Genomic DNA, 22788 nt, shown 5'->3' on the forward strand with positions numbered 1-22788 from the left:
CCGATCGCGCGCGGGCGGCCGGTCCACACCGCTACAGGCTGTTGGCCAGCAGCGCGTACTGTGCCGCCGCCATGCGGTGCACCTCGTCCGCGGTCTGCGCGTTCACCACTCCCACATACCTCTTGTAGATCACGTAGCACCGGAACGCCGCCGCACCGGACTTGCGGTGCACGCATTTGGCGTCCGGAACGTTCTCCGGTCCCGGACCCGTCGACCCGGTCTCCCCGAGACTGCTGATCAGTCCGCTCACCAGATCGGCGCCCGACTTCGCGTCGCGCGTGCGGAACAGGTAGTTCTCGTCCACGCCCGCCATGGCGTCCATCCCGGTGTCGGCGACCAGGCGTGAGCGCAGCGCCTGGTCCCCGGCCGGATGAACGAGCATGGCGGGGCCGAAGACCGCGAAGGTATCCGGATCCGGGCTGCGGCCATCGCGATTGGTGGTCAGCACCCGGGCCAGCAGCCGGTCCGGATCGACCGGCAACTGCTCCACCCGGTCGGCAGGCGTCGCGGCGAAGGCGTCGACCGCGGGCACCTCCGCGTCCAGGGTCTTCTTCAGCCAGGACAGCAGATCGGCCTGGTCGGCGCTGGGCCGTGAGATGAACACCGAGATGACGAATTCCTTGCGCGGCATGGTCATTCCGATGTTCGCCACGCCGGGACGCCAGTGCGACATGGCATCCGGATAATCCGGCAGGGTGAGCTTGCGGTTCTGATCGAGGGCCACGTTGAAGTCGGCGTCCGAGAGCTCCCGCGCGGCGAGCTTCGCGCTGTCGGCGCTCGGGAAACGCAGCAGGCGAATCGTGACCGTGGTGCTCTTGGGATCCGGCGCGCTCGATCCGGCCGGATCGGCCAGATCCGAACTGCTGGTGGCGAAGCCCGCGATGAAGCCCCGATTCTGCAGCACCGGCCGGGCCGAGGACGACAGATGGCTCACTGTCACCACGTCGTTGACCGAGGTGAGCACGATCCCGCCGCGGCCCACCCGCAGGCCGGGGTCGACCTTCACCGCGGGCACCACGGCATCGGCCATCCGCATGCCCTCGAGCACCGCGCCCTTGCCGTTCGAATCACGGCCGTACGTATAGCGATCCACCGGATACGACCCCGTGTCCAGCGTGCGGACGTCGATCTCGGCGGGTGCGGGCGTGCCCTCGACCGCGCATCCCGCCGCGACGGCGAGCAGTGCGGCACAGGCGAAGGTGGTGACGATCCGGTATGCGCGGCTCATGGCCCGTTCCCTCCCGCGCGGCCTCGCGGCGGCGCTCCACCCACCGATTTTCGCCAACCGGGGCGGCCGCGTCCACCGTTATCCGCCGGGTCACATCGGCGGACGGTGTGTCATCACACCCAGATGCCCTTGCCGACGGTCACCACGCCGCCGTTGCTGACCGCGAAGCGCTCCCGATCCCGGTCCAGGTCGACGCCGATGATCTCGCCTTCGGAGACCACCACGTTCTTGTCCAGAATGGCGTGCCGCACCACCGCGCCGCGCCCGATCCGCGCGCCGGGCATCACCACGCTGCCCTCCACCGTCGCACCGTCCTCGACCCGGACATTGGAGAACAGCACCGAATTGCGCACCGTGGCCGCGGACAGAATGCTGCCCGCGCCGACGATCGACTCCTGCGCCAGCCCGCCGCGGCCGAATTTGGCGGGCGGCAGATTCTCCGCCGCGCCGCGAATCGGCCAGTGCCGGTTGTAGAGATCGAAGACCGGGTCGACCGAGACCAGATCCATGTGCGCCTCGTAGAAGGCGTCCAGGGTGCCCACGTCCCGCCAGTAGCCGCGACTGCGATCGGTCGAGCCGGGCACGATGTTGCTGCCGAAGTCGTACACCGCGGCCTGGCCCGCGCGCACCAGGCCGGGAATGATGTCCCCGCCCATGTCGTGATCGGAATCGTTGTCGTCGGCGTCCGCGCGGATCGCGTCCACCAGCACCTTGGTGGTGAAGACGTAGTTGCCCATGGAGGCGAAGGTGACGTTCGGATCGTCCGGGGTGCCGGGCGGATGCGCGGGCTTCTCCAGGAAGTTGACGATGCGGCCGGACTCGTCGGAATCGATGCAGCCGAACGCGCTCGCGGTGCTGCGCGGCACGCGGATGCCCGCCACCGTGACCCCCGCGCCCGCCTCGATGTGCGCGGTCACCATCTGCTCGGGGTCCATGCGGTAGACGTGGTCCGCGCCGAAGACCACGATGTATTCCGGGTCCTCGTCGTAGATGAGGTTGAGCGACTGCATGATCGCGTCGGCGCTGCCGGTGTACCAGCGCGGGCCCAGGCGCTGCTGCGCGGGCACCGGGGTGATGTACTCGCCGCCGAACCCGGAGAGCCGCCAGGTCTGGGAGATGTGCCGGTCCAGCGAATGCGACTTGTACTGCGTGAGTACGCAGATCCGTAGATACCCGGCGTTCACCATGTTCGACAGCACGAAGTCGATGAGGCGGTACGCGCCGCCGAACGGGACGGCCGGCTTGGCGCGGTCCTTGGTGAGTGGAAAGAGTCGCTTGCCCTCGCCACCGGCGAGCACGATCCCGAGTACGTGCGGCTGGCTCCTCACACTCGCCAAGTTACCTGTCTTCGATGGCACGGCCTGCGGCGGCGCGAGTTCGAAACCGGGGGAACCCGGTTGTTCGGTTGGTCGTCGCCTGACCGACGCTTGCGCGGGGCGCGCGGACGTGGTGGGTTGCCGGGGCGAAAGCTCGCCCGGGCGGGATCGAGATGTGCGGAGGCCGAGGCGCGCGGGCGGATCCCGGTGCCGGGCGACGGCCCGACCGAACGCCGCCGTCGGCAGGTGGCCACGGAAGTGGCCGGGGCGGCGCGCATTCGGCGGCGCGGCGGGGTGGGGCTCGGCGGCGCGGCCCGGCTCACGGGCTTGACCGGGAGTTCATCGAGTACGCCCGCTGCCTTCGGCAACCTGCCCACCGGCGGGCACGAGCGGAGTGCGGGCCCTCGGCGCGAGCGGGTCGTGGGGGTGCGAACTTGCGAGGGCGGGTGGTTGGTCGCGGGTTGGGCGAGAGACTAGGTTGGACCGGTGAGTTATGGCGCGGATGGCGGCCGCGAACACGGCGTTCACGGGCGCGGTGTCCATGACCTGCGTGTCGCCATGATGACCCGCGAATACCCGCCCGAGGTGTACGGCGGGGCGGGGGTGCATGTCACCGAATTGGTGCCGCGCCTGCGGGAACTGTGTGACGTCTCGGTGCACTGCATGGGCGTGCCGCGGCTCGATGCCGTGGTGCACCAACCCGATCCGATGCTCTACGCCGCCAACTCCGCGCTGCAGATGATGTCCGCGCAACTGCGCATGGCCGACGCCGCCGAAGGCTCCGACGTGGTGCACTCGCACACCTGGTACACCGGTCTCGCCGGGCACCTCGCGGCCGAGCTGTACGCGATTCCGCATGTGCTGACCGCGCATTCGCTGGAACCGCGCCGGCCCTGGAAAGCCGAACAGCTCGGCGGCGGCTACCGGCTGTCCTCCTGGTCCGAGCACAACGCCATGACCTACGCCGACGCCGTGATCGCGGTGAGCGCGGGCATGCGCGCCGACGTGCTGGCCGCCTACCCCGACATCGATCCGGCGAAAGTGCATGTGGTGCACAACGGTATCGACGCGAACGTGTGGCATCCGGGCGGTCCCGCGCCCGAGGTACGCGACATCCTCGGTGAACTGGGCGTGCGGCGGGACCGGCCGGTCGCGGCGTTCGTCGGGCGGATCACCCGGCAGAAGGGCGTCCCGCATCTGCTGGCCGCCGCCCGGCACCTGGACCCCGACATCCAGCTGGTGCTGCTGGCCGGGGCCGCCGACACCCCCGCCATGGAATCGGAGGTACGCGCCGCGGTGCGCGAACTCGGCGCGACCCGCGACGGCGTGTACTGGGTCCGCGAGATGCTCCCCACCGAACTCGTCCGCCAGGTGCTGGCCGCCGCAACGGTTTTCATCTGCCCCTCGGTCTACGAGCCGCTGGGCATCGTGAACCTGGAGGCCATGGCGTGCGGCACCGCCGTGGTGGCCTCCGACGTGGGCGGCATCCCGGAGGTGGTCGTCGAAGGCGAGACCGGCCGCCTGGTCCACTACGACGAGACCCGCCCCGACCGGTACGAGCGCGCCCTGGCCCACGCGGTGAACGTTGTGGCCGCCGACCAGGTCGCCGCCGCCGCGATGGGCGCAGCGGGCCGCGCCCGCGCGATAGCCGAGTTCGACTGGAACCAGATAGCCGCCCGCACCGCCAAGGTCTACGACCGGGTCCGCAAGAACTGAGCGGCACGGGCGCTGCCGCGCCGCGCGGAGCCGGCATCCCGCCGACGAAGCCGGTTGCTGACGTGGCCGGGGCCGACACGACCTCGATCGCTGACGCGGCCGGAGCCGACATGACTCGATCGCTGAGGCGGCCGGGGCGTGTCGGCCCGCGTGCGCACGTTCCCACCGGGCCCGGTCGATCTATGGCCGCTCGCCTGATTCGCCGCATCCGATCGCCTCGCGCCTCGCGATCGATGTACGGGGCGGTGCGTCAGGGGCGGGGGCGGTAGGTCGAGATGGTTACCGACGCGGTGACGGGTGCGGGGTTCGGCAGCTGCGCGATCCGGGCGGGGCGGTGGTCGGCGGGGTGGAAGGCGGAGGGGCCCATCGCGACCACGGCGGCGATGTCGGCGTGGGTCAGGGACATTGGGTAGTCCACGGGGGTGCGGTCGAGGAGTTCGAAACGGCCGCCCAGGGATTCGGCCAGGCGATCCTGTTTGGCCGCGTCCACGCGGACCATGTCGAGGGGTTCGATCAGCTCGGTCAGGTGGCGGGGGGTGGGCGTCACGACGATGAAGCGGCCGCCGGGGGCCAGGGCGCGGGCCACCTCGTCGGCGTTGCGTGGTGCGAAGACCGACAGGACCGCCGCGAGGGAACCGTCGCGGACGGGCAGGCCGCGCCAGGCGTCGGCCAGGATCGCGGCCGCGCGGGGGTGTGCGCGGGCGGCACGCCGGGCGGCGGGCTTGGACACGTCGAGCGCGATGCCGCGCAGCCAGGGCAGGGCATCGAGAACGGCGGCGAGGTAATAGCCGGTGCCCGCGCCGATCTCCAGGACCGCGGGCGAGCCGGTGGCCGCCGGGCGCGATCCGGAGACGATTCCGGGCGCGAGCGAGGCGCCGGCGGCCGAGGTGCTCGGGGCTGGGACGTTCGGCGAGGCGGGGGCATTCGGCGTGGCCGGGACGTTCGGCTGGGCCGGGACATTCGGCGGGGCCGCGGGTGTTCCCGCATCGGCTCGCGCGGTCCCTCGGGTGCGGGCGGTTTCGCTCAGCAGGGTCGACGCGAGGCGGGTCGCGGACGGGCCCGTGAGCGCCGCGCCCGGGCGCAGCGGCCGGTCGGCAGCGGGTGGGGGAGCGGGGGCCGGGAGGGGGCCCGTCGCAAGGATTTCGGCCAGGGCCGTGGCGATGGGAGCGAAGTGGCCGGCGGCTTGGAATGCGGCCCGGGCGTCGAGCATGCCGGGCGTGTCGCCGGACATTTTCGTGGCGGCACCGGTGAGGAGGCTGACGTAGCCCTGGCGGGCGATGTCGAAGGCGTGGCCGGTGGCGCAGCACAGGGCTCGCGCCCGTGGCGCGAGGTCCCGGCCGCATTCCGGACAGGACAATAGATCGGCACAGGCGATCAGGGGATCGACCGGGCCGAGGGGTGGGGGTGGGGCGGCATGCACCGATATGCCGGTGAGCCGGTCCGCCCGGGGGCTGTGGCTCACCGGCACAGGTAGGTCTGGCTACTAGCTGGTGACACTCTTGAGTTCGTCACCCAGTGCCGCAGCTTCCTCCGGCGTGAGCTCGACGACCAAACGCCCGCCACCCTCGAGTGGAACCCGCATCACGATTCCACGCCCTTCCTTGGTTGCCTCGAGGGGACCGTCCCCGGTGCGGGGCTTCATGGCCGCCATCCTCTGCTCCCTCCAGATCTGCGCGGATTACTGCGCACTTTCATGGAACTCCAGTTGTTACCAACCAGGCAGCCCGCCGGTATGTGGCGGGCCGCACCAAGCCCATTCTTCCCTATCGCGGATCGGGGCGGGTACCTGAGTTCCAAAAACCGACCGATGTGGCGTTCAGGGAGTCACCGGATTCACCCAGCAATCGGCGATGTGATCGTCTACCATCCCGGTCGCCTGCATGAGTGCGTACGCAGTAGTGGGACCCACGAACTTGAACCCGCGCCGCTTCAGTTCTTTTGCGAGAGCAGCGGATTCGGGGGTGACGGCGGGCACATCGGCGAGGGTCGCGGGACGCGGTTTCGGGTCCGGTGCGAAGCTCCAGAGCAGCTTTTCGAGGCCGTCCGGGAGGTCCAGGGCGACCCGGGCATTGTGGATACTCGCATCGATTTTGGCCCGATTGCGAACTATGCCGGGGTCCGCCATGAGCCGTTCCACGTCCGCCGCGCCGAACGCCGCGACCCGTTCCATGACGAACCCGTCGAAGGCCGCGCGGAAGGCCGGGCGCTTGCGCAGAATCGTGATCCACGCCAGCCCGGATTGAAACGCCTCGAGGCAGACGCGCTCGAACAGGGCGTCGTCGCCGTGCAGCGGACGGCCCCATTCGGTGTCGTGATAGTTCCGGTAGAGCTCGGAGGATTCGGACCAGCCGCACCGCGTGCGGCCGTCGCCGGCCGGGGCCGCGGCGCTCATCGCGCGGCCGGAGTGCCGTCGGAGCCCGGTTCGGCGTCGGGCTCGGCCGGCGGGGGCGCAGCCGGCAACACTTCAGGCAACGGCGTGCCGGCATCGGCCGCGCGGATCGGCGGCTCGGCGAGGGAGTCCGACTCGGCGAGCCCCGCGGGGACGCCGTCACCGTCCGGGCCGTCCGCGTCGGAAGATATCCGGCGCGGGCCGGGCGTGTCGGTGGTCTTGCCGAGTGCGACCGATCCGGCGGCGGACCCCGCGCGCGACGCCACGGCTCCGACCATCACCTCCGCGCGCTCGTCCTGTGCGGCGTGCGCCTGGGCGAGCTGCCATTCCAGATCGTCGATCCGGGCGGCCAGGCGGGTCAGGGCCCAGTCCACCTCGCCCGCCTTGTAGCCGCGCAGCACCTGCTGGAAACGCAGCGCCCGCACGTCGCTGCCGCCGATGTTCTCCGCCGGGAGCACCGTCACCGTGGTCCCCTCCGGCAGCGGACCGAGTTCCTCGCCCCGTCCGAAGACCGCACTGGCGACCAGGAACAGCAGCGCGGCGACCAGACCGACGATCAGCACGTACAGCAGCAGCGTGAGCATGGCTTCGAGCTTAGGGGGACGCGCGCGAGCGGACACACCACGCCCCCGGCGGAAATCAGCCGTCGTGTTCGCCCGGGCGACAACTGATTTCGCACGGTCGGGGTGACTCGCCGGGGAGGGACCGGCTCGGCACGCGCCGGCCCGTGAGTCCGCGACGCGACGAGCGGGGCCCGCCGAGCGTGCGGCAAGAGGCGCACGGCGGCCGGTTGGCGACGTGCCAACCGGCTGTGCGGTCGGCACGCGGGCCGAGTCGTTACAGGTGGCGCGTGGTGTCGATGTTCAGCGACATGCCCGCCAGGCCGCGGCGGCGCACGGCCAGCTTGTCGGCGATGCCGAGCAGGGCCTTGCCCGAGGCGCTGTCCGGGGCGCTGAGCACGATCGGGGTGCCCTCGTCGCCGGCCTCGCGCAGCTCCTGCTCGATCGGGATCTGACCCAGCAGCGGCACATTCGCGCCGACCGCGCGGGTCAGGTTCTCGGCCACGGTCTGCCCGCCGCCCGAGCCGTACAGCTCCATGCGCGAGCCGTCGGGCAGATCCAGCCACGACATGTTCTCGATGACGCCCGCGATGCGCTGGCGGGTCTGCAGCGCGATCGACCCGGCGCGCTCGGCGACCTCGGCGGCGGCCAGCTGCGGGGTGGTCACCACCAGGATCTCGGCGTTCGGGATGAGCTGGGCCAGGGAGATGGCCACGTCGCCGGTGCCCGGCGGCAGGTCCAGCAGCAGGATGTCCAGGTCGCCCCAGAACACGTCGGCCAGGAACTGCTGCAGCGCGCGGTGCAGCATCGGGCCGCGCCACACGACGGGCGTGTTGCCCTGGGTGAACATGGAGATCGAGATGAGCTTCACGTCGTGCGCGATGGGCGGCATGATCATGCGCTCGACCTGGGTCGGGCGCTGGTCCGTGCCGAGCATGCGCGGCACGGAGTGGCCGTAGATGTCGGCGTCGAGCACGCCGACCGACAGGCCCTTGGCGGCCATCGCGGCCGCGAGATTGACCGTGACGCTGGACTTTCCGACGCCGCCCTTACCGGAGGCGACCGCGTACACGCGGGTCAGCGATCCGGGCTGCGCGAACGGGATGACCGGTTCGGCGTTGTCGCCGCGCAGTTTCTTGCGCAGTTCGGTGCGCTGTTCGTCGTTCATGACGTCGAGGGTCACGTCGATCGTGCCGACACCGGGCACGTCGTTGACGGCCTTGGTGACCCGCTCGGTGATGGCGCCCTTCATCGGGCAGGCCGATGTCGTCAGATAGACCACGACCTGGACACTGCCGTCGTCGCCGACCACGACGCTCTTCACCATGCCCAGCTCGGTGATCGGTTTCCGGATCTCCGGGTCGTTCACCTTCGCGAGCGCGCCCCGCACATCCGATTCCGTTACCACTGGCATGCGTTCAACAATAGGAGGACGGGTGGCGGCACGAACGGTCAGGGCTCGGAACGGGACCGGCGCCGCCGCTGCCCGGGCGATCGCGTCTCAGCGCGCCGTCACGGTTGATTTCGCCCCGTCCGTGGCCGGGTCGGCGGAAGATTCGGGAGCGCCGGGGACGGACAGCGTCGCGCCGCGCAGCAGAACCGCCCAGTACCCCAGCAGAATCGCGAAGTAGATCGACTGTGTCAGCGCGACGGTCACGCTGCTCGGCGGCGTCTCGGTGCTCAGGGACAGCGGGATGGCCGCGATCGCGAGCGCGGCGGCGGCGATCGCGCCGCGGCCCACCACGATCAGCACGAGCACGCCCGGCCACAACAGCATCAGATAGTTGTGCCACGCGATGGGGGAGAACAGCAGACCCGCGGCGAGCACCGCCCACGGAGCTGTCCCGCCCGGATCGATGCGGTCCCGGTGCCGGCCGCACCACCAGAGTGTGCCGGTCAGCACGGCGAGTCCCAGGGCCGTGCCGATCCCGGCGGGCAGGCCGAACCGCACCGCGAGCCCCGGCAGCGAGGCGTTGTCCACCCAGCCGGATACCGGCTCGGAGAAGGCGATGCGCAGCCACGCGAGCGCGCTCGACGGTCCGGCCGCCAGCACGCCGAGCACAGACGCGACCGCCGCGGCGGCGATCCCGGCCCGGAACGGCGCCCACCGTCGTTGCACGGCCGCGAGCAGCAGCAGCGGGGCGAGTGAGGGTTTGAGCGCGACCGTGACCCCGTACAGGACGGCCGCGAGCACCGGCATACCGCGCCGCTGGGCGATCCACCCGGCTACGAGCCCTGCCAGCAACAGCGGATAGATCTGCCCGAGCAATAGGGTTCCGTACAGCGGCGAGGAGGCGAGCACGGCCGCCAGGATCGCCATCGTGACGACGGGCCGCAGGCGTAGTTCCCGGCATACCGCCAGCACCGCGCCCAGGACCATGAACAGCGTCAGCATGATGAATACGCGGTAGGCCGTGACCACGTCCAGCGCGGCGAACGGCATGAGCAGCACCGAGGCGAGCGGCGGATTGAGGTTGCGCAGCTCGGCCTGCGTGTCGTAGATGTCGCCGTGTCCGAGCGCGGCGGCCGAATGCCAGAAGGTGTCGAAGTCGACGTGCACCTCACGTGTGTCGGCCGACAATAGCGGCGCGACAACCGCTTCGAGGTCGAGCACGCGCAGCACGGTGACGCCGAGCGCGATGATCAGCAGCGGGCACACCGTGACCCAACCGACGGCGGCGATCCGACTCGACCGCGTTTCTCCCCATGACACGGGTGCGAACGTTATCGGTCCCGCGACGATGACGCCGAATCGAAGCATCGGCCGGATCTTGTTCCGGCGGGTGGATTGCGCTGCGCGCGGACGGGGTTCGGTAGCCCGTGCCGGACTCGCACGTGTAGTTCCGCCGTGGCCGGGTATCGCATCGACAGCGGGCGTCGTGCGGCTCGGCCGGGTGGCGGCTCCGGTTCCTGCCCGTAGGTCACCGGTGCGTTCGCCGATGGACCCGGATCGCGGACCACAGCGATCGCCCCCGGGCGGGTCGGTAGGCGGCCGCGGCTGTTTCGGCGTCGGCGGGCCGCGCGGTTCAGTTGCCGTCCGCTGTCGGGGCATGAGTCGACAGCTGGGTGGTGCGGCCGGTCGCGTCGTCCGCGCCCGCTACGGCCGGAGGCCCGCGTTGGGTCAGATGCGGGGGAGCTGGGCGGGTTGGGGTGCTGTGCCGGAGGCGTAGGCGGTTTCCCAGGCCATCACGTTGGCCACGTAGGCCATGGAGTTGTTGTAGCGCAGGATCGCGCGGGTCTGCTGGCCCGCGTCGCGCATGTTCAGGCCGCCGGCGCAGAGGTATTTGCCCGCGGTCAGGGTGGCGTCGAAGATGTTCTGCGGGTCGGCGATTCCGTCGCCGTTGCCGTCGGCCGCGTAGCGGGTCCAGGTCTCGGGCAGGAACTGCATCGAGCCCACGGCGCGGTCGTAGCCGGAAATACCGTCCAGCACACCGTTGTCGGTGTCGTGGATGACATTGTTGCCCGCCAGGCTGCCGTCCAGGACGGGGCCGTAGACCGGGTCGAGGTTGTTGCCGTTCGCGTCGACCTTGCCGCCGAACGAGTGCGTGGACTCCACGCGGCCGATGCCCGCGAGCATCTGCCACGGCATGCCGCAGACCGGATTGTCGGCCGCCAGAATGCGTTCCGCGTTCTTGTAGGCGTCCACCGAGATGCCGGGGATGCCCAGCGGTCCGGCGGGCAGGGCGGCGGGGACGCGCCCGTCGGGCTGCGCGACCGTCTTCACGATCGGCGGGGGCGGGGGGAGAACCTGTTTGGCCTCGCGATGCAGAGGCTGCGCGACCGCGGCCGGCAGGGCCGCCTCGGGTCTCGATAGCTCCTGGCCCGCGGCGACCGACAGCTTCTGTTGCTGAACGGTCGCGGTGAGTTTGTCGGTGAGCGATCCATCTGCTGCGCCGGTGACTGTCGCGATTCCTGCGGGCAGCAGGCCGGTGAAGGCCAGTACCGATCCGCGCCGCATCGTCGGGACCGGGGGCTTGCGGTGACGTCCCACTGTGTGGTGACCCTCCATTACCGTCGGGAAGAGACCGGGGGTGGTGACGCCACGCTACCGCATTCGAGACCTTTTCGTTACTACTCCGTGACCATCTGAAATTATTGCGCAGATCAGCCGGTCGAAGACCGGATTTCCGGCCCGCGCGGCGCGTCGTGCGCCGCGCGGCAGGGAAAATTACGGTGCGGGCGCGGGGGCCGGCAGCGGAATCGTGATGCCGAACGGGAGGGTGATGCCGGGCGCGGCGGGAGCGGGCTCCACCGGTGCGGCGGGAACCTCGGCGGGCGCGGCGACGCCCGGCTCCGGGGTCTTCTCCGGGGCCTGCGCCTGCGGGGCGACGGGTTGCTGACCCTGCTCCTGCGGCTTCTCCTCGGTGGCGGCCTGGCACGACACGGTCGCCTGTTCGGGCGGCAGCGCCCGGCCGTCCGGCCCGTAGGTCACGTTCGCCTGACCCGGCTGCGCGCCGTCCTCGGGCTTGGCGTCCACCGGCAGCGCGTCCGGCCGCACCGGAACCTCGGCTTCCACACAGGTTTCCGGGGCCGGGGCGGGTGCGGGGCAGAAGATGCCGCAGGGGATCGGCGGCAGGCCCGGGATGGTGATCATCACCTGGGTCGCCGGGGCCTGCGTGGTGCCGACCGGCTTCTCTTCGGTGGTCGTGGTGGGCAGCGTCGAGGACGCCAGCGACATGTCCGGCGCGCTCTGCAGCGAGCCCGGCGGGACCAAGGTCGAGGAGATCTCCACCGGCGCGGGCGCGCCGCCGGTCTTGTAGGCGTTCGACCAGCTCAGCACGCTCGCCGCGTACGACATCGAATTGTTGTAGCGCAGCACGGCTTTGAGCTGCTGCTGCGGATCGCGCAGATCCAGCCCGCCCGAGCACAGGTACTTGCCCGCGGCCAGCGCGGAGTCGAACACGTTGTGCGGGTCCGAGACTCCGTCGCCGTTGCCGTCGGCGGCGTACTGCGACCACGTGCCCGGCAGGAACTGCATGGGGCCCAGGGCGCGCACGTAACCGCCGTCCGCGGCCTTGATGACCTCGTTGCCCGGCAGCGTGCCGTCCAGGGCGGGGCCGTAGATGGGTTGCACGGTGGTGCCCGCGGCGTCGGTGCGCCCGCTGCTGGCGTGCCCGGACTCGATGCGGCCGATGCCGGCCAGCAGATTCCAGGGCAGACCGCAGCCGGGGGTGGAGGACTCCAGGGCCAGTTCCGCGTTGCGGTAGGCCGCGAGCACGATCTCGGGAATGCCGAGCGCACCGGTGCCGCCGGGCAGGGCGATGTTCTGCAGTGGCACGTTGCCCAGCCGGGAACCGTCGGCGGGCGGGACCAGCGCGCTGAGTTTGCGCGGGGCTTCGGGGGCGGCCGGGACCAGGCCGACGAGCTGGTCGGAGGCGGGTTCGGCGCCCTCGGCGGGTCCGCTGTCGCTGGCCGCCGCCGCCAGTAGCGCTTCCGGGGCGGCCTGCGGGGCCGCCGGGGGATGCACGGTGACATTGGTGGCCGAACCGGCGGTGACCAGGCCCGCGATCAGCAGGGCAGACGCTGTCACCGGTGCAGATATTCTCTTCGCCACCACACAATCCCCTCGGTCGTGCGGCCGGGCCCTGTGATGACAGCCGCAGTGCGGTGGTGTCTGGGTCGGTCGCTCGGAACAACGTGATCCAGGTTACCCATCCGTAAGCTTGTTGTGTACTCCTTGTGCGGTCAGTCGCCATCTTTCTGTGCCAAATTTGCGACCCCGGGCCTCTTTCGATCGGTACCCTTCTTGGTTTTCCGTTCCGGGCCCACTTCGCCGTCGGTCGCCAGTTTCTCCAGCCTGAGCAGGGCTTCCTTCACATCGTCGAGCTCGCGGCGGACGTAGTCGCGGGTCGTGACCTCGCCGACCGCCAGGCGTAGCGCGGCCAGTTCGCGGGCCAGGAATTCGGTGTCGGCTTTCGTCTGGGCTGCCCGCGTCCGGTCTTCCTCCAGGGCGACCCGGTCGCGGTTGTCCTGCCGGTTCTGGGCCAGCAGGATCAGCGGCGCGGCGTAGGCGGCCTGGGTGGAGAACGCCAGATTCAACAGGATGAAGGGATAGGGATCCCAGCGCAGCCGAACGGCGAAGACGTTCAGCAGAATCCAGATGATGACGATCGCGCTCTGGATGACCAGGTAGCGGCCGGTGCCGAGGAAGCGCGCGACGCGCTCGCTCGAACGCGCCAAAGCCTCAGCGTCCCAATCGAATCCGCGGAATCTGCTCTCGACCGGGGTACCCAGGCGCTCACGGGCGCTGAGTTTGTCCATTCGATCGGTCATGACCGCCCTCCGGTGCCGTCGATCAACGGCATGCCGTGCACGTCGTGATTGTCGTCCTGCTCGCGCCAGTCCTCGGGAAGCAGGTGATCGAGGACGTCGTCCACGGTCACCGCGCCGAGCAGATGGTTCTCCGCGTCCACGACCGGCCCGCATACCAGGTTATACGTCGCGAAATACCTGGTCACGGCTGTGAGCGGCGCGTCGGCCCGCAATTGCACGAGATCCGCGTCCAGGATGCCGCCCACCAGATTCGCCGGAGGTTCGCGCAGCAGTCGCTGAAAGTGCACGCAGCCCAGGTATCTACCGGTCGGGGTCGCGGTCGGCGGGCGCACCACGAAGGCCATCGTGGCCAGCGCCGGGGTCAGCTCGGGGTCGCGGATGCGGGCCAGGGCCTCGGCGACCGTGGTCGAGGGGGTGAGCACCACCGGTTCGGGGGTCATCAGACCGCCCGCGGTGTACGGCGCGTGCTCGAGCAGCCGGCGGACCGGCTCGGAATCCTCCGGATCCATCAGCGCCAGCAGCGATTCCGCCTCGCTCACCGGCAACTCGCCGAGCAGATCGGCCGCGTCGTCGGGGTCCATGGCCTCGAGCAGGTCGGCGGCGCGCTCCACGCCGAGCTGCTCGATCACCTCCACCTGATCTGTCTCGGGCAGTTCCTGCACCACGTCCGCGAGGCGTTCGTCGTCGAAGGCCGAGGCGACCTCGATGCGGCGCTTGCGCGGCAGCTCACGCAGGAGATGCGCGACGTCTGCCGGGCGCATGCCCTCGAATTGCTCGAGCAGCTGGGTGACGTCCTGCCCGGGCAGATCGAGTTCTGTCTGAGTGAGTCCGCGCACCTGCGCCCAATCGACCACGTGCACCGCGCCGCGCCGCCCGAACCCGATGCTGAGCCGGCGGCGCTCGCGCACCGCGACCCGCGTCACCACCCAGTCCCGGGTCCGGGACTGCTCGATGCCCAGGTCGACCACCACCACCTCGATGTCGGCCAGCTGCGGCAGTTCCGGATCGGCGACGCGCACCGTGGAATCGAGCAGCTGCGCGATGGCGAGCACTTCGCCCGGGCGCAGTTCGAATCGCCGCACCGAGATGTTTCCCGTGGTCAGCGTGACCGACCCGGGATCAACCGCCTGCACGCGCAGCATCGGAACGAAAATCCGCTTCCGGGTGGGCAGTTCGACGAGGATGCCGAGCACCCGCGGCTGCTGCCGGTCGTACCGGATCGAGAGCACTATGTCGCGAATGCGACCGATAGACTCCCCGTCCGGTCCCAGCACCACCAAGCCCGCGAGCCGAGCGGCGAAAACTTTGGTCGCTGCCATGAGCACCAAGGCTAGTGCGTGCGGGCCGCCCGAAATGTCACGCCACGAGCGTGCCTTTCGCCACTGAACAAGGAGTGACCCATGACAGCGCGCCGTTCGGTGCTCGCCGTACCCGGCAGCAACCCCCGGATGATCGACAAGGCCAAGGGCCTGGACGCCGACGAGATCTTCCTCGATCTCGAGGACGCGGTGGCCCCCGCGGCCAAGGCGCAGGCCCGGGAGAACATCGTCGCCGCGCTCAACGCCGACGGCTGGAACGGCCAGATTCGCGTTGTGCGCGTGAATGATTGGACCACCGAGCACACCTACGCCGATGTCATCGCGGTGGTCGGGGGCGCGGGCGCGCGGCTCGACGCCATCCTGCTGCCCAAGGTCACCGACGCCGGCCAGGTGCAGGCGCTGGATCTGCTGCTGACCCAGCTGGAGAAGGCGAACGAGCTGCCCGTCGGCCGGATCGGCATCGAACCGCAGATCGAGAACGCGCTCGGCCTGCGCAACATCGACGCCATCGCCACCGCGAGTCCCCGGGTGCAGACCCTGGTGTTCGGCCCCGCCGACTTCATGGCCTCGATCAACATGCGCACCCTGGTGGTGGGGGAACAACCCGAGGGCTACACCCCCGGCGACGCCTACCACCACATCTACATGACCATTCTGCTCGCCGCGCGGGCCCACGGACTCCAGGCCATCGACGGCCCCTACCTGGCCGTTCGCGACATCGACGGCTTCCGCCGCAACGCCGCGCGCACCGCGGCCCTGGGCTTCGACGGCAAATGGGTGCTGCACCCGGACCAGATCGCGGCGTGCAACGAGATCTTCAGCCCGCGCCAGGCCGACTACGACCGCGCCGAGGAGATTCTGGACGCCTACGCCTTCCATACCTCCGCCGCCGGCGGCGCTCGCGGCGCGGTCATGCTCGGCGACGAGATGATCGACGAGGCCAGCGCCAAGATGGCCCAGGTCATCGCCGAGAAAGGCCGCGCGGCGGGAATGATGCGCAGCACGCCCCCGGTGTGAAACTGGCGCTGCGTTACCACGGGTGACCCGGACGAATAGCATGATGGAGATATGACGAATCCCCTGGGGAACTCGAACCGGAACCGAGCGGGCCTGCCGACGCCTCCGTCGGGCTGGCCGGTCGCGTCGTACCCGACCTACGCCGAGGCACAGCGGGCGGTCGACTACCTGGCCGACAACCAGTTCCCGGTGGAGCACGTGACCATCGTGGGCGTCGACCTCATGCAGGTCGAGCGGGTGCTGTACCGCCTCACCTGGGGCAAAGTCATTGGCACCGGCGTGGTTTCGGGCGCGTGGCTGGGCCTGTTCGTCGGCCTGCTGCTGAGCCTGTTCAACAGTGGCGGCGCGATCATCATCGGCCTGATCGGCGGCATCATCTTCGGCGTGATCTCCACGACGATTCCCTATGCCGCCAGCCGCGGGCAGCGCGACTTCGCGTCGAGCATGCAGCTGGTGGCCGGCCGCTACGACGTGCTGTGCGATCCCAAGGCCGCCGAACAGGCGCGCGACATGCTCGCCAGGCTGGCGCTGTAACCGATGGACGTGATCGATACGGTCCGGGCCGGGGTGCTCGGGCATTTCGGCGTGCAGACCGCCGACGCGGCGTCGGTGAGCTTCCTGGGTCTCGAGCCCATCGACATCCTGCGGATCCCGGACGCCGACCTGGTGCACTACGTAACCCTCGGCGGGTCCCGCCATCCGATGACCGACCCGAGCGCGGCCCTGGCCGATCCGGTGCGCGGGCCGCGCGCGGAACTGGCGCTGACCCTGCTCGGCAACGTCGGCGCGGGCTCCGGGCTGACCCGGGCGCTGGCGGTGCTGGTGGCCTCGCCGTCGGTGGAGGGCATCGTGCTGCAACCGGACGCCCTGCTCGATTTCGGCGAACCGCTGTGGGGCGGCGCGATTTTCACCGCGGTGCTGCTGGGCGAGGGCGAGATCCCGGACGTGCCGCTGCCCGAGCCGGCCGATCCGGTGCGGTTCCTGACCGCGACGCCCATCACCGCGACCGAGGCGGCCTGGGTGCGGATCCGGGGTGCGGCGGCGCTGCGCGACGCCTGGGCCGAAGCGAAAATCGATGTGCGCGACCCGGATCGGGGCTCGGCCAGCCTGTAGGCGCGGCCCGCCGTAGCCGGTGCGCGGGGCTCGGAGCCGGCCGATGGGCGGGGATCAGAGCCAGTCGTTGCGGTGGAACAACCTGTACAGCCCGCCGCAGACCAGCAGCATGAGCCCGATGATCAGCGGATAACCGTAGGTCCACTTCAGTTCCGGCATGTGCTCGAAGTTCATGCCGTACACGCCCGCGATCATGGTCGGCACGGCCGCCATGGCCGCGTACGCCGAGATCTTGCGCATATCGGTGTTCTGCTGCACGCTCACCTTCGCCAGTGCGGCGTTGATGAGGGCGCTGAGCGATTCGTTGAAGTCGGTGATCTGTTCCGCGGCCGCGGTGTGATGGTCCAGCACGTCGCGCATGTAGCGCCGAATCTCCACCGGCAGCGGCAGTTTCGGGTCGTGGGTGAGCAATTGCAGGGGTAGCGCGAGCGGTTTGACGGCGCGCCGCAATTCGACCACCTCGCGCTTGAGCTGATAGATCGCCTCGATGACGATGCGGCTCGCGGGGGTGAACACCGCCTCCTCCATCGCGTCGACGTCCTCCTCGATGGCGGCGGTCACCTCCACGTAGGAGTCCACGACGTGGTCCGCCACCGCGTGCAGCACCGCGCCGGGACCCAGCCCCAACTGCTGCGGATCCGCCTCCAATTGCTTACGGACCCCGGCCAATCCGGTGTGGTCGCCGTCGCGCACGGTGATCACGAAGTCGGGACCGGTGAAGATCATGATCTGGCCGGTGTCCACGATCTCGCTGACGGTGTTCAGCTCGTGCACGTGGTACTGCACGGTGCGCAGCACGAGCACCAGGATGTCGTCGTAGCGCTCGAGTTTGGGCCGCTGATGAGCGTGCACCGCGTCCTCGACCGCGAGCTGATGCAGGCCGAAGGCCCGCGCCACATCGAGCATGAGGGCGTGGCTCGGCTCCAGCAGACCCAGCCAGACGAAACCCGCGCCGCGCTCGCGCACCTCGGCCAGGGCCTGTTCGTAGGTGCACTGGTCCAGCAGCCGCCGCCCGTCCACGTAGACCGCGCAGTCGACGACCACGTTCGCCCCGGATTCGCGGCCGGTGGATTTCGGCGGGTGATCGTCCGGCCGGTTCGAGCGGTGCAGGGACGGCAGCGGCGGGATCGACACGGTCGAAGTCTAGTTGTCACATGGACAACCGCCCGGCCACCGGCGTGCGCCACGCCCGCGCGGGCAAGATGGGGGTGTGCGCATCGATCTTCATACTCATTCCAACGCCTCGGACGGCACCGACACCCCGGCCGAGCTCATCGCCAACGCCGCGGCCGCCGGACTCGACGTGGTCGCCCTGACCGATCACGACACCACGTCCGGCTGGGCCGAGGCGGTCGCCGCGCTGCCGCCGGGCCTGACGCTGGTGCGAGGCATGGAGATGTCGTGCGTGGGTGACGGCGCGGACGGCTGGCCGGTGGCGGTGCACCTGCTGGCCTATCTGTTCGATCCGGCGGACGAGTGCTTCGCGCAGGAGCGCGAGCGGTTGCGGGCCGAGCGCATCGTGCGACTGCGGGCGATGGCCGAGCAGATGCGGGCCGACGGGTTGCCCGTGGACCCGGACGCGGTAATGGCCTCGGCGGGCCCCTCGGCGGGCCGGCCGCATCTGGCCCGCGCGCTGGTCGAGGCGGGCGTGGTGCCGACGGTGGACGCGGCCTTCCAGGATCTGCTGGCCTCCGACGGCCGGTACTACGTGGAGAAGGCCGACACGCCGTTGCAGCGCGCGGTGGAGATGGTGGCCTCGGCGGGCGGGGTCAGCGTGATCGCGCACGCGCGGGCCCGCAAGCGTGGCCGGTTGCTGGCGCTGGACCACATTCGGGAGCTGAGCGAGCAGGGTCTGGGCGGTCTCGAACTCGACCATCCGGACCACTCTGCCGACGACCGCGCCGTGCTGGCGGACCTGGCCGCGGAACTGGGTCTGCTGACCACCGGATCCTCGGATTACCACGGTCGCAACAAGACCATCCGGCTCGGTGAATTCACCACGGACCCAGAACAATTCGAGCGGCTCGTGGAGAAGGCGAGCGGGGTTCCGGTGATCACGGGATGAAGGTGCTGCGCGGGCTGAGCGGCATCGTCGCGGGCGGCACGGTGGTGCTGGCGGCGACCGTGGTCGGGGCGGAGATCGTGGGTGCGCGGCGCGGTTTTCCGGGTCCGGGCGCGGCCGATGTCGCCTGGCATGTGGCCGCCGCGACCGCGGTGGTGGCCGCGCAAATTTATTCGGATAAGCGTTCGGGTTCGGCTGCCTTTTTCGGGTCCATGGTTGTTTTTCTACTTGCCGGATATCTCCTGTGGGCCCAGTGGTGGAATTGATACACGCATAACAGTTGCGAGTAAGTGAACTGTGGTCGAACATTTGTCGATATGACCGAATTCGACGCCGATGTGCTCGTGCTGGGCGGTGGCCCGGCCGGGGCTTGGGCCGCGCTCGCGGCGGCCGCCACCGGCGCTCGGGTAATGCTGGTCGACAAGGCGCACTGCGGAACCAGCGGGCCGACCGCGCACGCCGGCGCGACACTGTGGAATATCGCGCCGGGCCGCGCCCGGGACGAGGCGGTGGCGCAGAGTTTCGCGCACGGCGGCGGACTCGCCGATCCGGAGTGGATGTACCGGGTGCTGGACGAGACGCACCGGCGAGTCGGCCAATTGGTCGGCGGGGGTGCGCGCTCGGCGGGACAGCACCCCGGACTACCCAGCCGGATCCAGCTGGACGGCCCGGCCTACCTGGGCCGCATGCGGCGCAGCATGATCGTGGCCGGTGTGCGAATCCTGGACCACCACCCGGCATTACAGCTGCTCACCGACGGTGACGGGGTGGTGTCCGGCGCGGCGGGGGTGACCCTGCGCGGCGAGGCGCACCCCTGGACCGTACGGGCGCGCGCGGTGGTCCTGGCCACCGGCGGCTGCGCCTTCCTGTCCGGCGGCGCGGGTACCGACGTGGCCACCGGCGACGGCCTGCTGATGGGCGCCGAGGCCGGAGCCGAACTCTCGGGGATGGAATTCTCCAACGCGTATTCGCTGGTGCCGGCCGGTGATTCGCGCCGCGCCGGTGCGGCGCTCCGCGCGCCCGATCGGGTCATGAATCTGGCCACGCTGTACGACGAGTCCAGAGCCGTGCTGTGCGAGCACGGCTCGGAGTCGCGGGTGCGGGCGTTCACCGCCATCGCCGACGGTCGCCGGGTCTACGCCGCGCTCGACGAACTGCCCGAAGCGGTGCGCGGGCAACTGCGCGAACCCGGGGACGCGCGAGCGGCCGAGCACGTGCCGCTGCGCGCGGTCCTGGAGGGCACCGTGCGCGGCACCGGCGGCCTGCGGCTGGCCGGAGCCGATTGCGCCACTACGGTTCCCGGCCTCTACGCCGCGGGCGATGTGACCACCCGCGAACCCGTGACCGGCGCGGTCTCCGGATTCGGCGGGCAGAACGGGGCCTGGGCGATCTCCTCCGGGGTCTGGGCGGGCGGGGCCGCGGCCCGCTACGCGAGCACCCGCCGCCGCGCCGGCAAGACGCGCGCGGTGCCGGGCGCGGGGCTCGGCGCCAAGGCGCGCATCGATCCGCGCGCCGTCATCGGGCTCGTGCAGGAGCACACCCTGCCGCTGCGCCGCAGCTACTGGCGCAGCGACGGGAGCCTGCGCGACAGCATCGGCGAACTGGACGGCATGTGGCCGGGCGTGGAGTTCGACCTCGGCGGCGCGGGCGCGCACCGGCTGCGGGCCAGACAGGCCGCGGCGCTGCTGGCGGTGGCGCGCTGGACCAAGTACAGCGCGCTCGCGCGCACCGAGACGCGCGGGATGCACCGCCGCACCGATCACCCCGGCGCGGGCAGTGATTGGCGCGTACGGTTGCTCTCGGGCGGGCTCGACACCGTCTGGGTGCGCCCGGAACGCACCGCCGCGCCGCGGTCGATGCGCGGGCCGGTGCCGCCGCTGATACTGCCCGACGACGCGCCGCTGCCGGACGCGGCCGGCAAGCACAGCAGAACCCGGTCCGCCCCGCTGTCGGACGGACCCGCGCTGGACGAGATCGAATTGCACTGAGCGGTGATCTCGCGAATTGCTCACAGGTGGCCCTGCCAATCCGGCATGACAGCTCACCGCCGCGGTCGTCGCCGCGTTGTGACAGTTCTCCACAGTCGCGGCCGGACGTGCGAGTTTCCCTTTACCTGGGGGTGATTCGGGTCGCCTACGCTTCGTTGATGGTGAACGCGCGCGATGGGCCGGGGGCCGATTTGGCGCGTCGTCGCAGCTACTGGCAGAATGTTGCGATCCCCGGTTGGAGCCGACCGCCCGGCCCGGGACACTCGGTGATCACGATCCGCTGACTCGCGGTTTCACCCACGATCACCCCGGCGACATCGCCCGGACCCACCCGTCCGGTTCCCGCTCGACGATCTGTGCCGCGACACGCTGCCTCGGCTTCGTGAACCGATACTCGTAATGCTTTGTGAGACTTACCCGATAGACCGGCGAAGTTTCGGCGAAGCGGTATCGGTGAAGCAGTGCGGCGCGCCCGATATAGAGCAAGAAACCTGAAATAGCTATTACCGAACGGTAACCGTCAAACGGTTGAGTCCGCACCGAGATGGAGTGAAATCGTGTCACCCGTGACTGAAGCAGTGAATGCCCCCGCGAGCAATGCGAACCTGGCCGACATCACCACGGAAGAGATTTTCGCGGGCCACTTGGGCGGCAAGCTGTCGGTCGAACTCACCGCGCCGCTGGAGACCCAGCGCGATCTCTCCATCGCCTACACCCCGGGTGTAGCGCAGGTGTGCCGCGGCATTCACGCGGACGAATCGCTCGCCAAGACCTACACCTGGGCCGAGCGCCTGGTCGTGGTCGTGTCCGACGGCACCGCCGTGCTGGGCCTGGGCGACATCGGCCCGCGCGCCTCGCTGCCGGTCATGGAGGGCAAGGCCGCGCTGTTCAAGAAGTTCGCCGGGCTGGACTCGATTCCGCTCGTGCTGGACACCAAGGACGTTGACAAGATCGTCGAGACGCTGATCCTGCTGCGCCCGAGCTTCGGCGCGGTCAACCTCGAGGACATCTCGGCGCCGCGCTGCTTCGAGATCGAGAAGCGCGTCATCGAGGCCCTGGACTGCCCGGTCATGCACGACGACCAGCACGGCACCGCCATCGTGGTGCTGGCCGCGCTCAAGGGCGCCGCCGCCGTGCAGGGCCGCGACATGTCCGAGATGAAGGTCGTGGTCTCGGGTGCGGGCGCCGCCGGCGTGGCGTGCACCGACATCCTGCTGGCCGCGGGCGTCAAGGACGCGATCGTGCTCGACTCCAAGGGCATCGTCAGCCGTGACCGCGGTGACCTCAACGACGTGAAGCTGGATCTGGCCCGGCGCACCAACCCGCGCGACATCACCGGCGGCCCGGCCGAGGCCCTCGCCGGCGCGGACGTGTTCCTGGGTCTGTCGGCGGGCACCGTCGCCGAGGAGCTCATCGCCTCGATGGCGCCCGAGTCCATCGTGTTCGCCATGTCGAACCCGGATCCGGAGATCCACCCCGACGTGGCCGCCAAGTACGCCGCGATCGTGGCCACCGGCCGTTCGGACTTCCCGAACCAGATCAACAACGTGCTGGCCTTCCCCGGCGTGTTCAAGGGCGCGCTGGATGTCGGCGCGCGCCGCATCACCGAGGGCATGAAGGTCGCCGCGGCCGACGCCATCTTCGCGGTGGTCAAGGACGAGCTGGCCGTTGACAAGATCATCCCCAGCCCGCTGGACCCGCGCGTGGCTCCGGCCGTCGCCGCGGCCGTGGGCGCGGCCGCGATCGCCGAGGGCGTCGCGTAGTCGCACTCCGCTCCAAACCCGGCCCCCGCACAGTTCCGGTGCGG

The 22788-nt window shown here is 70.3% G+C and carries 20 protein-coding genes and 1 pseudogene; 8 read left to right on the top strand and 13 right to left on the bottom strand.

The window, feature by feature from the left end:
* Nucleotides 1-31: 31 nt before the first annotated feature.
* A complete protein-coding gene (locus tag ABZ319_RS28230) occupies nucleotides 32-1228 on the bottom strand; it encodes a hypothetical protein (protein WP_354989525.1) in 1197 nt (398 codons plus the stop codon).
* A 113-nt stretch (nucleotides 1229-1341) separates the two neighbouring features.
* Nucleotides 1342-2556: a glucose-1-phosphate adenylyltransferase gene (gene glgC, locus ABZ319_RS28235; RefSeq protein ID WP_354989526.1), complete on the bottom strand. Its 1215-nt coding sequence runs from the start codon at nucleotides 2554-2556 to the stop codon at nucleotides 1342-1344.
* Nucleotides 2557-3090: 534 nt separating this feature from the next.
* On the opposite strand from glgC, the gene glgA reads away from it, so the two are divergent.
* Nucleotides 3091-4260, top strand: coding sequence for a glycogen synthase (glgA, locus tag ABZ319_RS28240; protein WP_354989543.1), 1170 nt, complete (start codon nucleotides 3091-3093; stop codon nucleotides 4258-4260).
* 250 nt (nucleotides 4261-4510) lie between these two features.
* Here glgA and ABZ319_RS28245 read toward each other — a convergent pair whose 3' ends face one another.
* The 10 genes and pseudogenes from ABZ319_RS28245 to ABZ319_RS28290 form a co-directional block, all read right to left on the bottom strand.
* Nucleotides 4511-5722, bottom strand: coding sequence for a putative RNA methyltransferase (locus ABZ319_RS28245; protein ID WP_354989527.1), 1212 nt, complete (start codon nucleotides 5720-5722; stop codon nucleotides 4511-4513).
* 21 nt (nucleotides 5723-5743) lie between these two features.
* Nucleotides 5744-5911, bottom strand: coding sequence for a DUF3117 domain-containing protein (locus ABZ319_RS28250; RefSeq protein WP_006554284.1), 168 nt, complete (start codon nucleotides 5909-5911; stop codon nucleotides 5744-5746).
* Between the two features lie 165 nt (nucleotides 5912-6076).
* Entirely contained in the window at nucleotides 6077-6652 is a 576-nt protein-coding gene (locus ABZ319_RS28255) for a DNA-3-methyladenine glycosylase I (RefSeq protein WP_354989528.1), read from the bottom strand.
* Between the two features lie 305 nt (nucleotides 6653-6957).
* Nucleotides 6958-7233, bottom strand: a pseudogene (locus ABZ319_RS28260) (DivIVA domain-containing protein); the annotation flags it as partial.
* 253 nt (nucleotides 7234-7486) lie between these two features.
* A complete protein-coding gene (locus ABZ319_RS28265; RefSeq protein ID WP_354989529.1) occupies nucleotides 7487-8623 on the bottom strand; it encodes a P-loop NTPase in 1137 nt (378 codons plus the stop codon).
* Nucleotides 8624-8710: 87 nt separating this feature from the next.
* Entirely contained in the window at nucleotides 8711-9922 is a 1212-nt protein-coding gene (locus ABZ319_RS28270) for a glycosyltransferase family 87 protein (protein WP_354989530.1), read from the bottom strand.
* 408 nt (nucleotides 9923-10330) lie between these two features.
* The gene (locus ABZ319_RS28275) at nucleotides 10331-11167 is read right to left on the bottom strand and encodes a lytic murein transglycosylase (RefSeq protein WP_354989531.1); all 837 of its coding nucleotides are present in this window, start codon (nucleotides 11165-11167) and stop codon (nucleotides 10331-10333) included.
* A gap of 210 nt (nucleotides 11168-11377) precedes the next feature.
* A complete protein-coding gene (locus ABZ319_RS28280; protein WP_354989532.1) occupies nucleotides 11378-12739 on the bottom strand; it encodes a lytic murein transglycosylase in 1362 nt (453 codons plus the stop codon).
* A gap of 155 nt (nucleotides 12740-12894) precedes the next feature.
* Entirely contained in the window at nucleotides 12895-13482 is a 588-nt protein-coding gene (locus ABZ319_RS28285) for a DUF1003 domain-containing protein (RefSeq protein ID WP_354989533.1), read from the bottom strand.
* Nucleotides 13479-14801, bottom strand: coding sequence for a CBS domain-containing protein (locus ABZ319_RS28290; RefSeq protein ID WP_354989534.1), 1323 nt, complete (start codon nucleotides 14799-14801; stop codon nucleotides 13479-13481). The genes ABZ319_RS28285 and ABZ319_RS28290 overlap by 4 nt, the downstream gene beginning before the upstream one ends.
* An 81-nt stretch (nucleotides 14802-14882) precedes the next feature.
* On the opposite strand from ABZ319_RS28290, the gene ABZ319_RS28295 reads away from it, so the two are divergent.
* From ABZ319_RS28295 to ABZ319_RS28305, 3 genes are read left to right on the top strand one after another with little or no spacing between them, the layout of a single operon-like run.
* Entirely contained in the window at nucleotides 14883-15818 is a 936-nt protein-coding gene (locus ABZ319_RS28295; protein ID WP_354989535.1) for a CoA ester lyase, read from the top strand.
* A gap of 51 nt (nucleotides 15819-15869) precedes the next feature.
* Nucleotides 15870-16352, top strand: coding sequence for a general stress protein (locus ABZ319_RS28300; protein WP_354989536.1), 483 nt, complete (start codon nucleotides 15870-15872; stop codon nucleotides 16350-16352).
* A 3-nt stretch (nucleotides 16353-16355) separates the two neighbouring features.
* A complete protein-coding gene (locus tag ABZ319_RS28305; RefSeq protein WP_354989537.1) occupies nucleotides 16356-16931 on the top strand; it encodes a suppressor of fused domain protein in 576 nt (191 codons plus the stop codon).
* A 54-nt stretch (nucleotides 16932-16985) separates the two neighbouring features.
* Here the strand turns inward: ABZ319_RS28305 and corA are convergent, their stop codons facing one another.
* Nucleotides 16986-17975, bottom strand: a complete 990-nt coding sequence (gene corA / locus ABZ319_RS28310; RefSeq protein ID WP_354989544.1) for a magnesium/cobalt transporter CorA — start codon at nucleotides 17973-17975, stop codon at nucleotides 16986-16988.
* 166 nt (nucleotides 17976-18141) lie between these two features.
* On the opposite strand from corA, the gene ABZ319_RS28315 reads away from it, so the two are divergent.
* From ABZ319_RS28315 to ABZ319_RS28330, 4 genes are all read left to right on the top strand, one after another.
* A complete protein-coding gene (locus ABZ319_RS28315; protein WP_354989538.1) occupies nucleotides 18142-18996 on the top strand; it encodes a PHP domain-containing protein in 855 nt (284 codons plus the stop codon).
* Entirely contained in the window at nucleotides 18993-19259 is a 267-nt protein-coding gene (locus ABZ319_RS28320) for a hypothetical protein (RefSeq protein ID WP_354989539.1), read from the top strand. Before ABZ319_RS28315 ends, ABZ319_RS28320 begins: the two co-directional genes overlap by 4 nt.
* Nucleotides 19260-19310: 51 nt before the next feature.
* Complete coding sequence (locus ABZ319_RS28325) at nucleotides 19311-20981, top strand: FAD-binding protein (protein WP_354989540.1); 1671 nt, start codon at nucleotides 19311-19313, stop codon at nucleotides 20979-20981.
* Between the two features lie 557 nt (nucleotides 20982-21538).
* On the top strand, nucleotides 21539-22744 hold the full coding sequence (locus ABZ319_RS28330) for a malic enzyme-like NAD(P)-binding protein (protein WP_354989541.1): 1206 nt from the start codon (nucleotides 21539-21541) through the stop codon (nucleotides 22742-22744).
* Nucleotides 22745-22788 lie beyond the last annotated feature (44 nt).

It is taken from the genome of Nocardia sp. NPDC005978, from assembly GCF_040614455.1.
GTDB lineage: Bacteria > Actinomycetota > Actinomycetes > Mycobacteriales > Mycobacteriaceae > Nocardia.

Coding starts and splice junctions, on each gene's coding strand:
- ABZ319_RS28230 (WP_354989525.1), bottom strand. CDS start 1,228: ATGAGCCGCGCATACCGGATCGTCACCACCTTCGCCTGTGCCGCACTG.
- ABZ319_RS28250 (WP_006554284.1), bottom strand. CDS start 5,911: ATGGCGGCCATGAAGCCCCGCACCGGGGACGGTCCCCTCGAGGCAACC.
- ABZ319_RS28255 (WP_354989528.1), bottom strand. CDS start 6,652: ATGAGCGCCGCGGCCCCGGCCGGCGACGGCCGCACGCGGTGCGGCTGG.
- ABZ319_RS28265 (WP_354989529.1), bottom strand. CDS start 8,623: ATGCCAGTGGTAACGGAATCGGATGTGCGGGGCGCGCTCGCGAAGGTG.
- ABZ319_RS28275 (WP_354989531.1), bottom strand. CDS start 11,167: ATGCGGCGCGGATCGGTACTGGCCTTCACCGGCCTGCTGCCCGCAGGA.
- ABZ319_RS28285 (WP_354989533.1), bottom strand. CDS start 13,482: ATGACCGATCGAATGGACAAACTCAGCGCCCGTGAGCGCCTGGGTACC.
- ABZ319_RS28290 (WP_354989534.1), bottom strand. CDS start 14,801: ATGGCAGCGACCAAAGTTTTCGCCGCTCGGCTCGCGGGCTTGGTGGTG.
- ABZ319_RS28295 (WP_354989535.1), top strand. CDS start 14,883: ATGACAGCGCGCCGTTCGGTGCTCGCCGTACCCGGCAGCAACCCCCGG.
- ABZ319_RS28300 (WP_354989536.1), top strand. CDS start 15,870: ATGACGAATCCCCTGGGGAACTCGAACCGGAACCGAGCGGGCCTGCCG.
- ABZ319_RS28305 (WP_354989537.1), top strand. CDS start 16,356: ATGGACGTGATCGATACGGTCCGGGCCGGGGTGCTCGGGCATTTCGGC.
- ABZ319_RS28320 (WP_354989539.1), top strand. CDS start 18,993: ATGAAGGTGCTGCGCGGGCTGAGCGGCATCGTCGCGGGCGGCACGGTG.
- ABZ319_RS28325 (WP_354989540.1), top strand. CDS start 19,311: ATGACCGAATTCGACGCCGATGTGCTCGTGCTGGGCGGTGGCCCGGCC.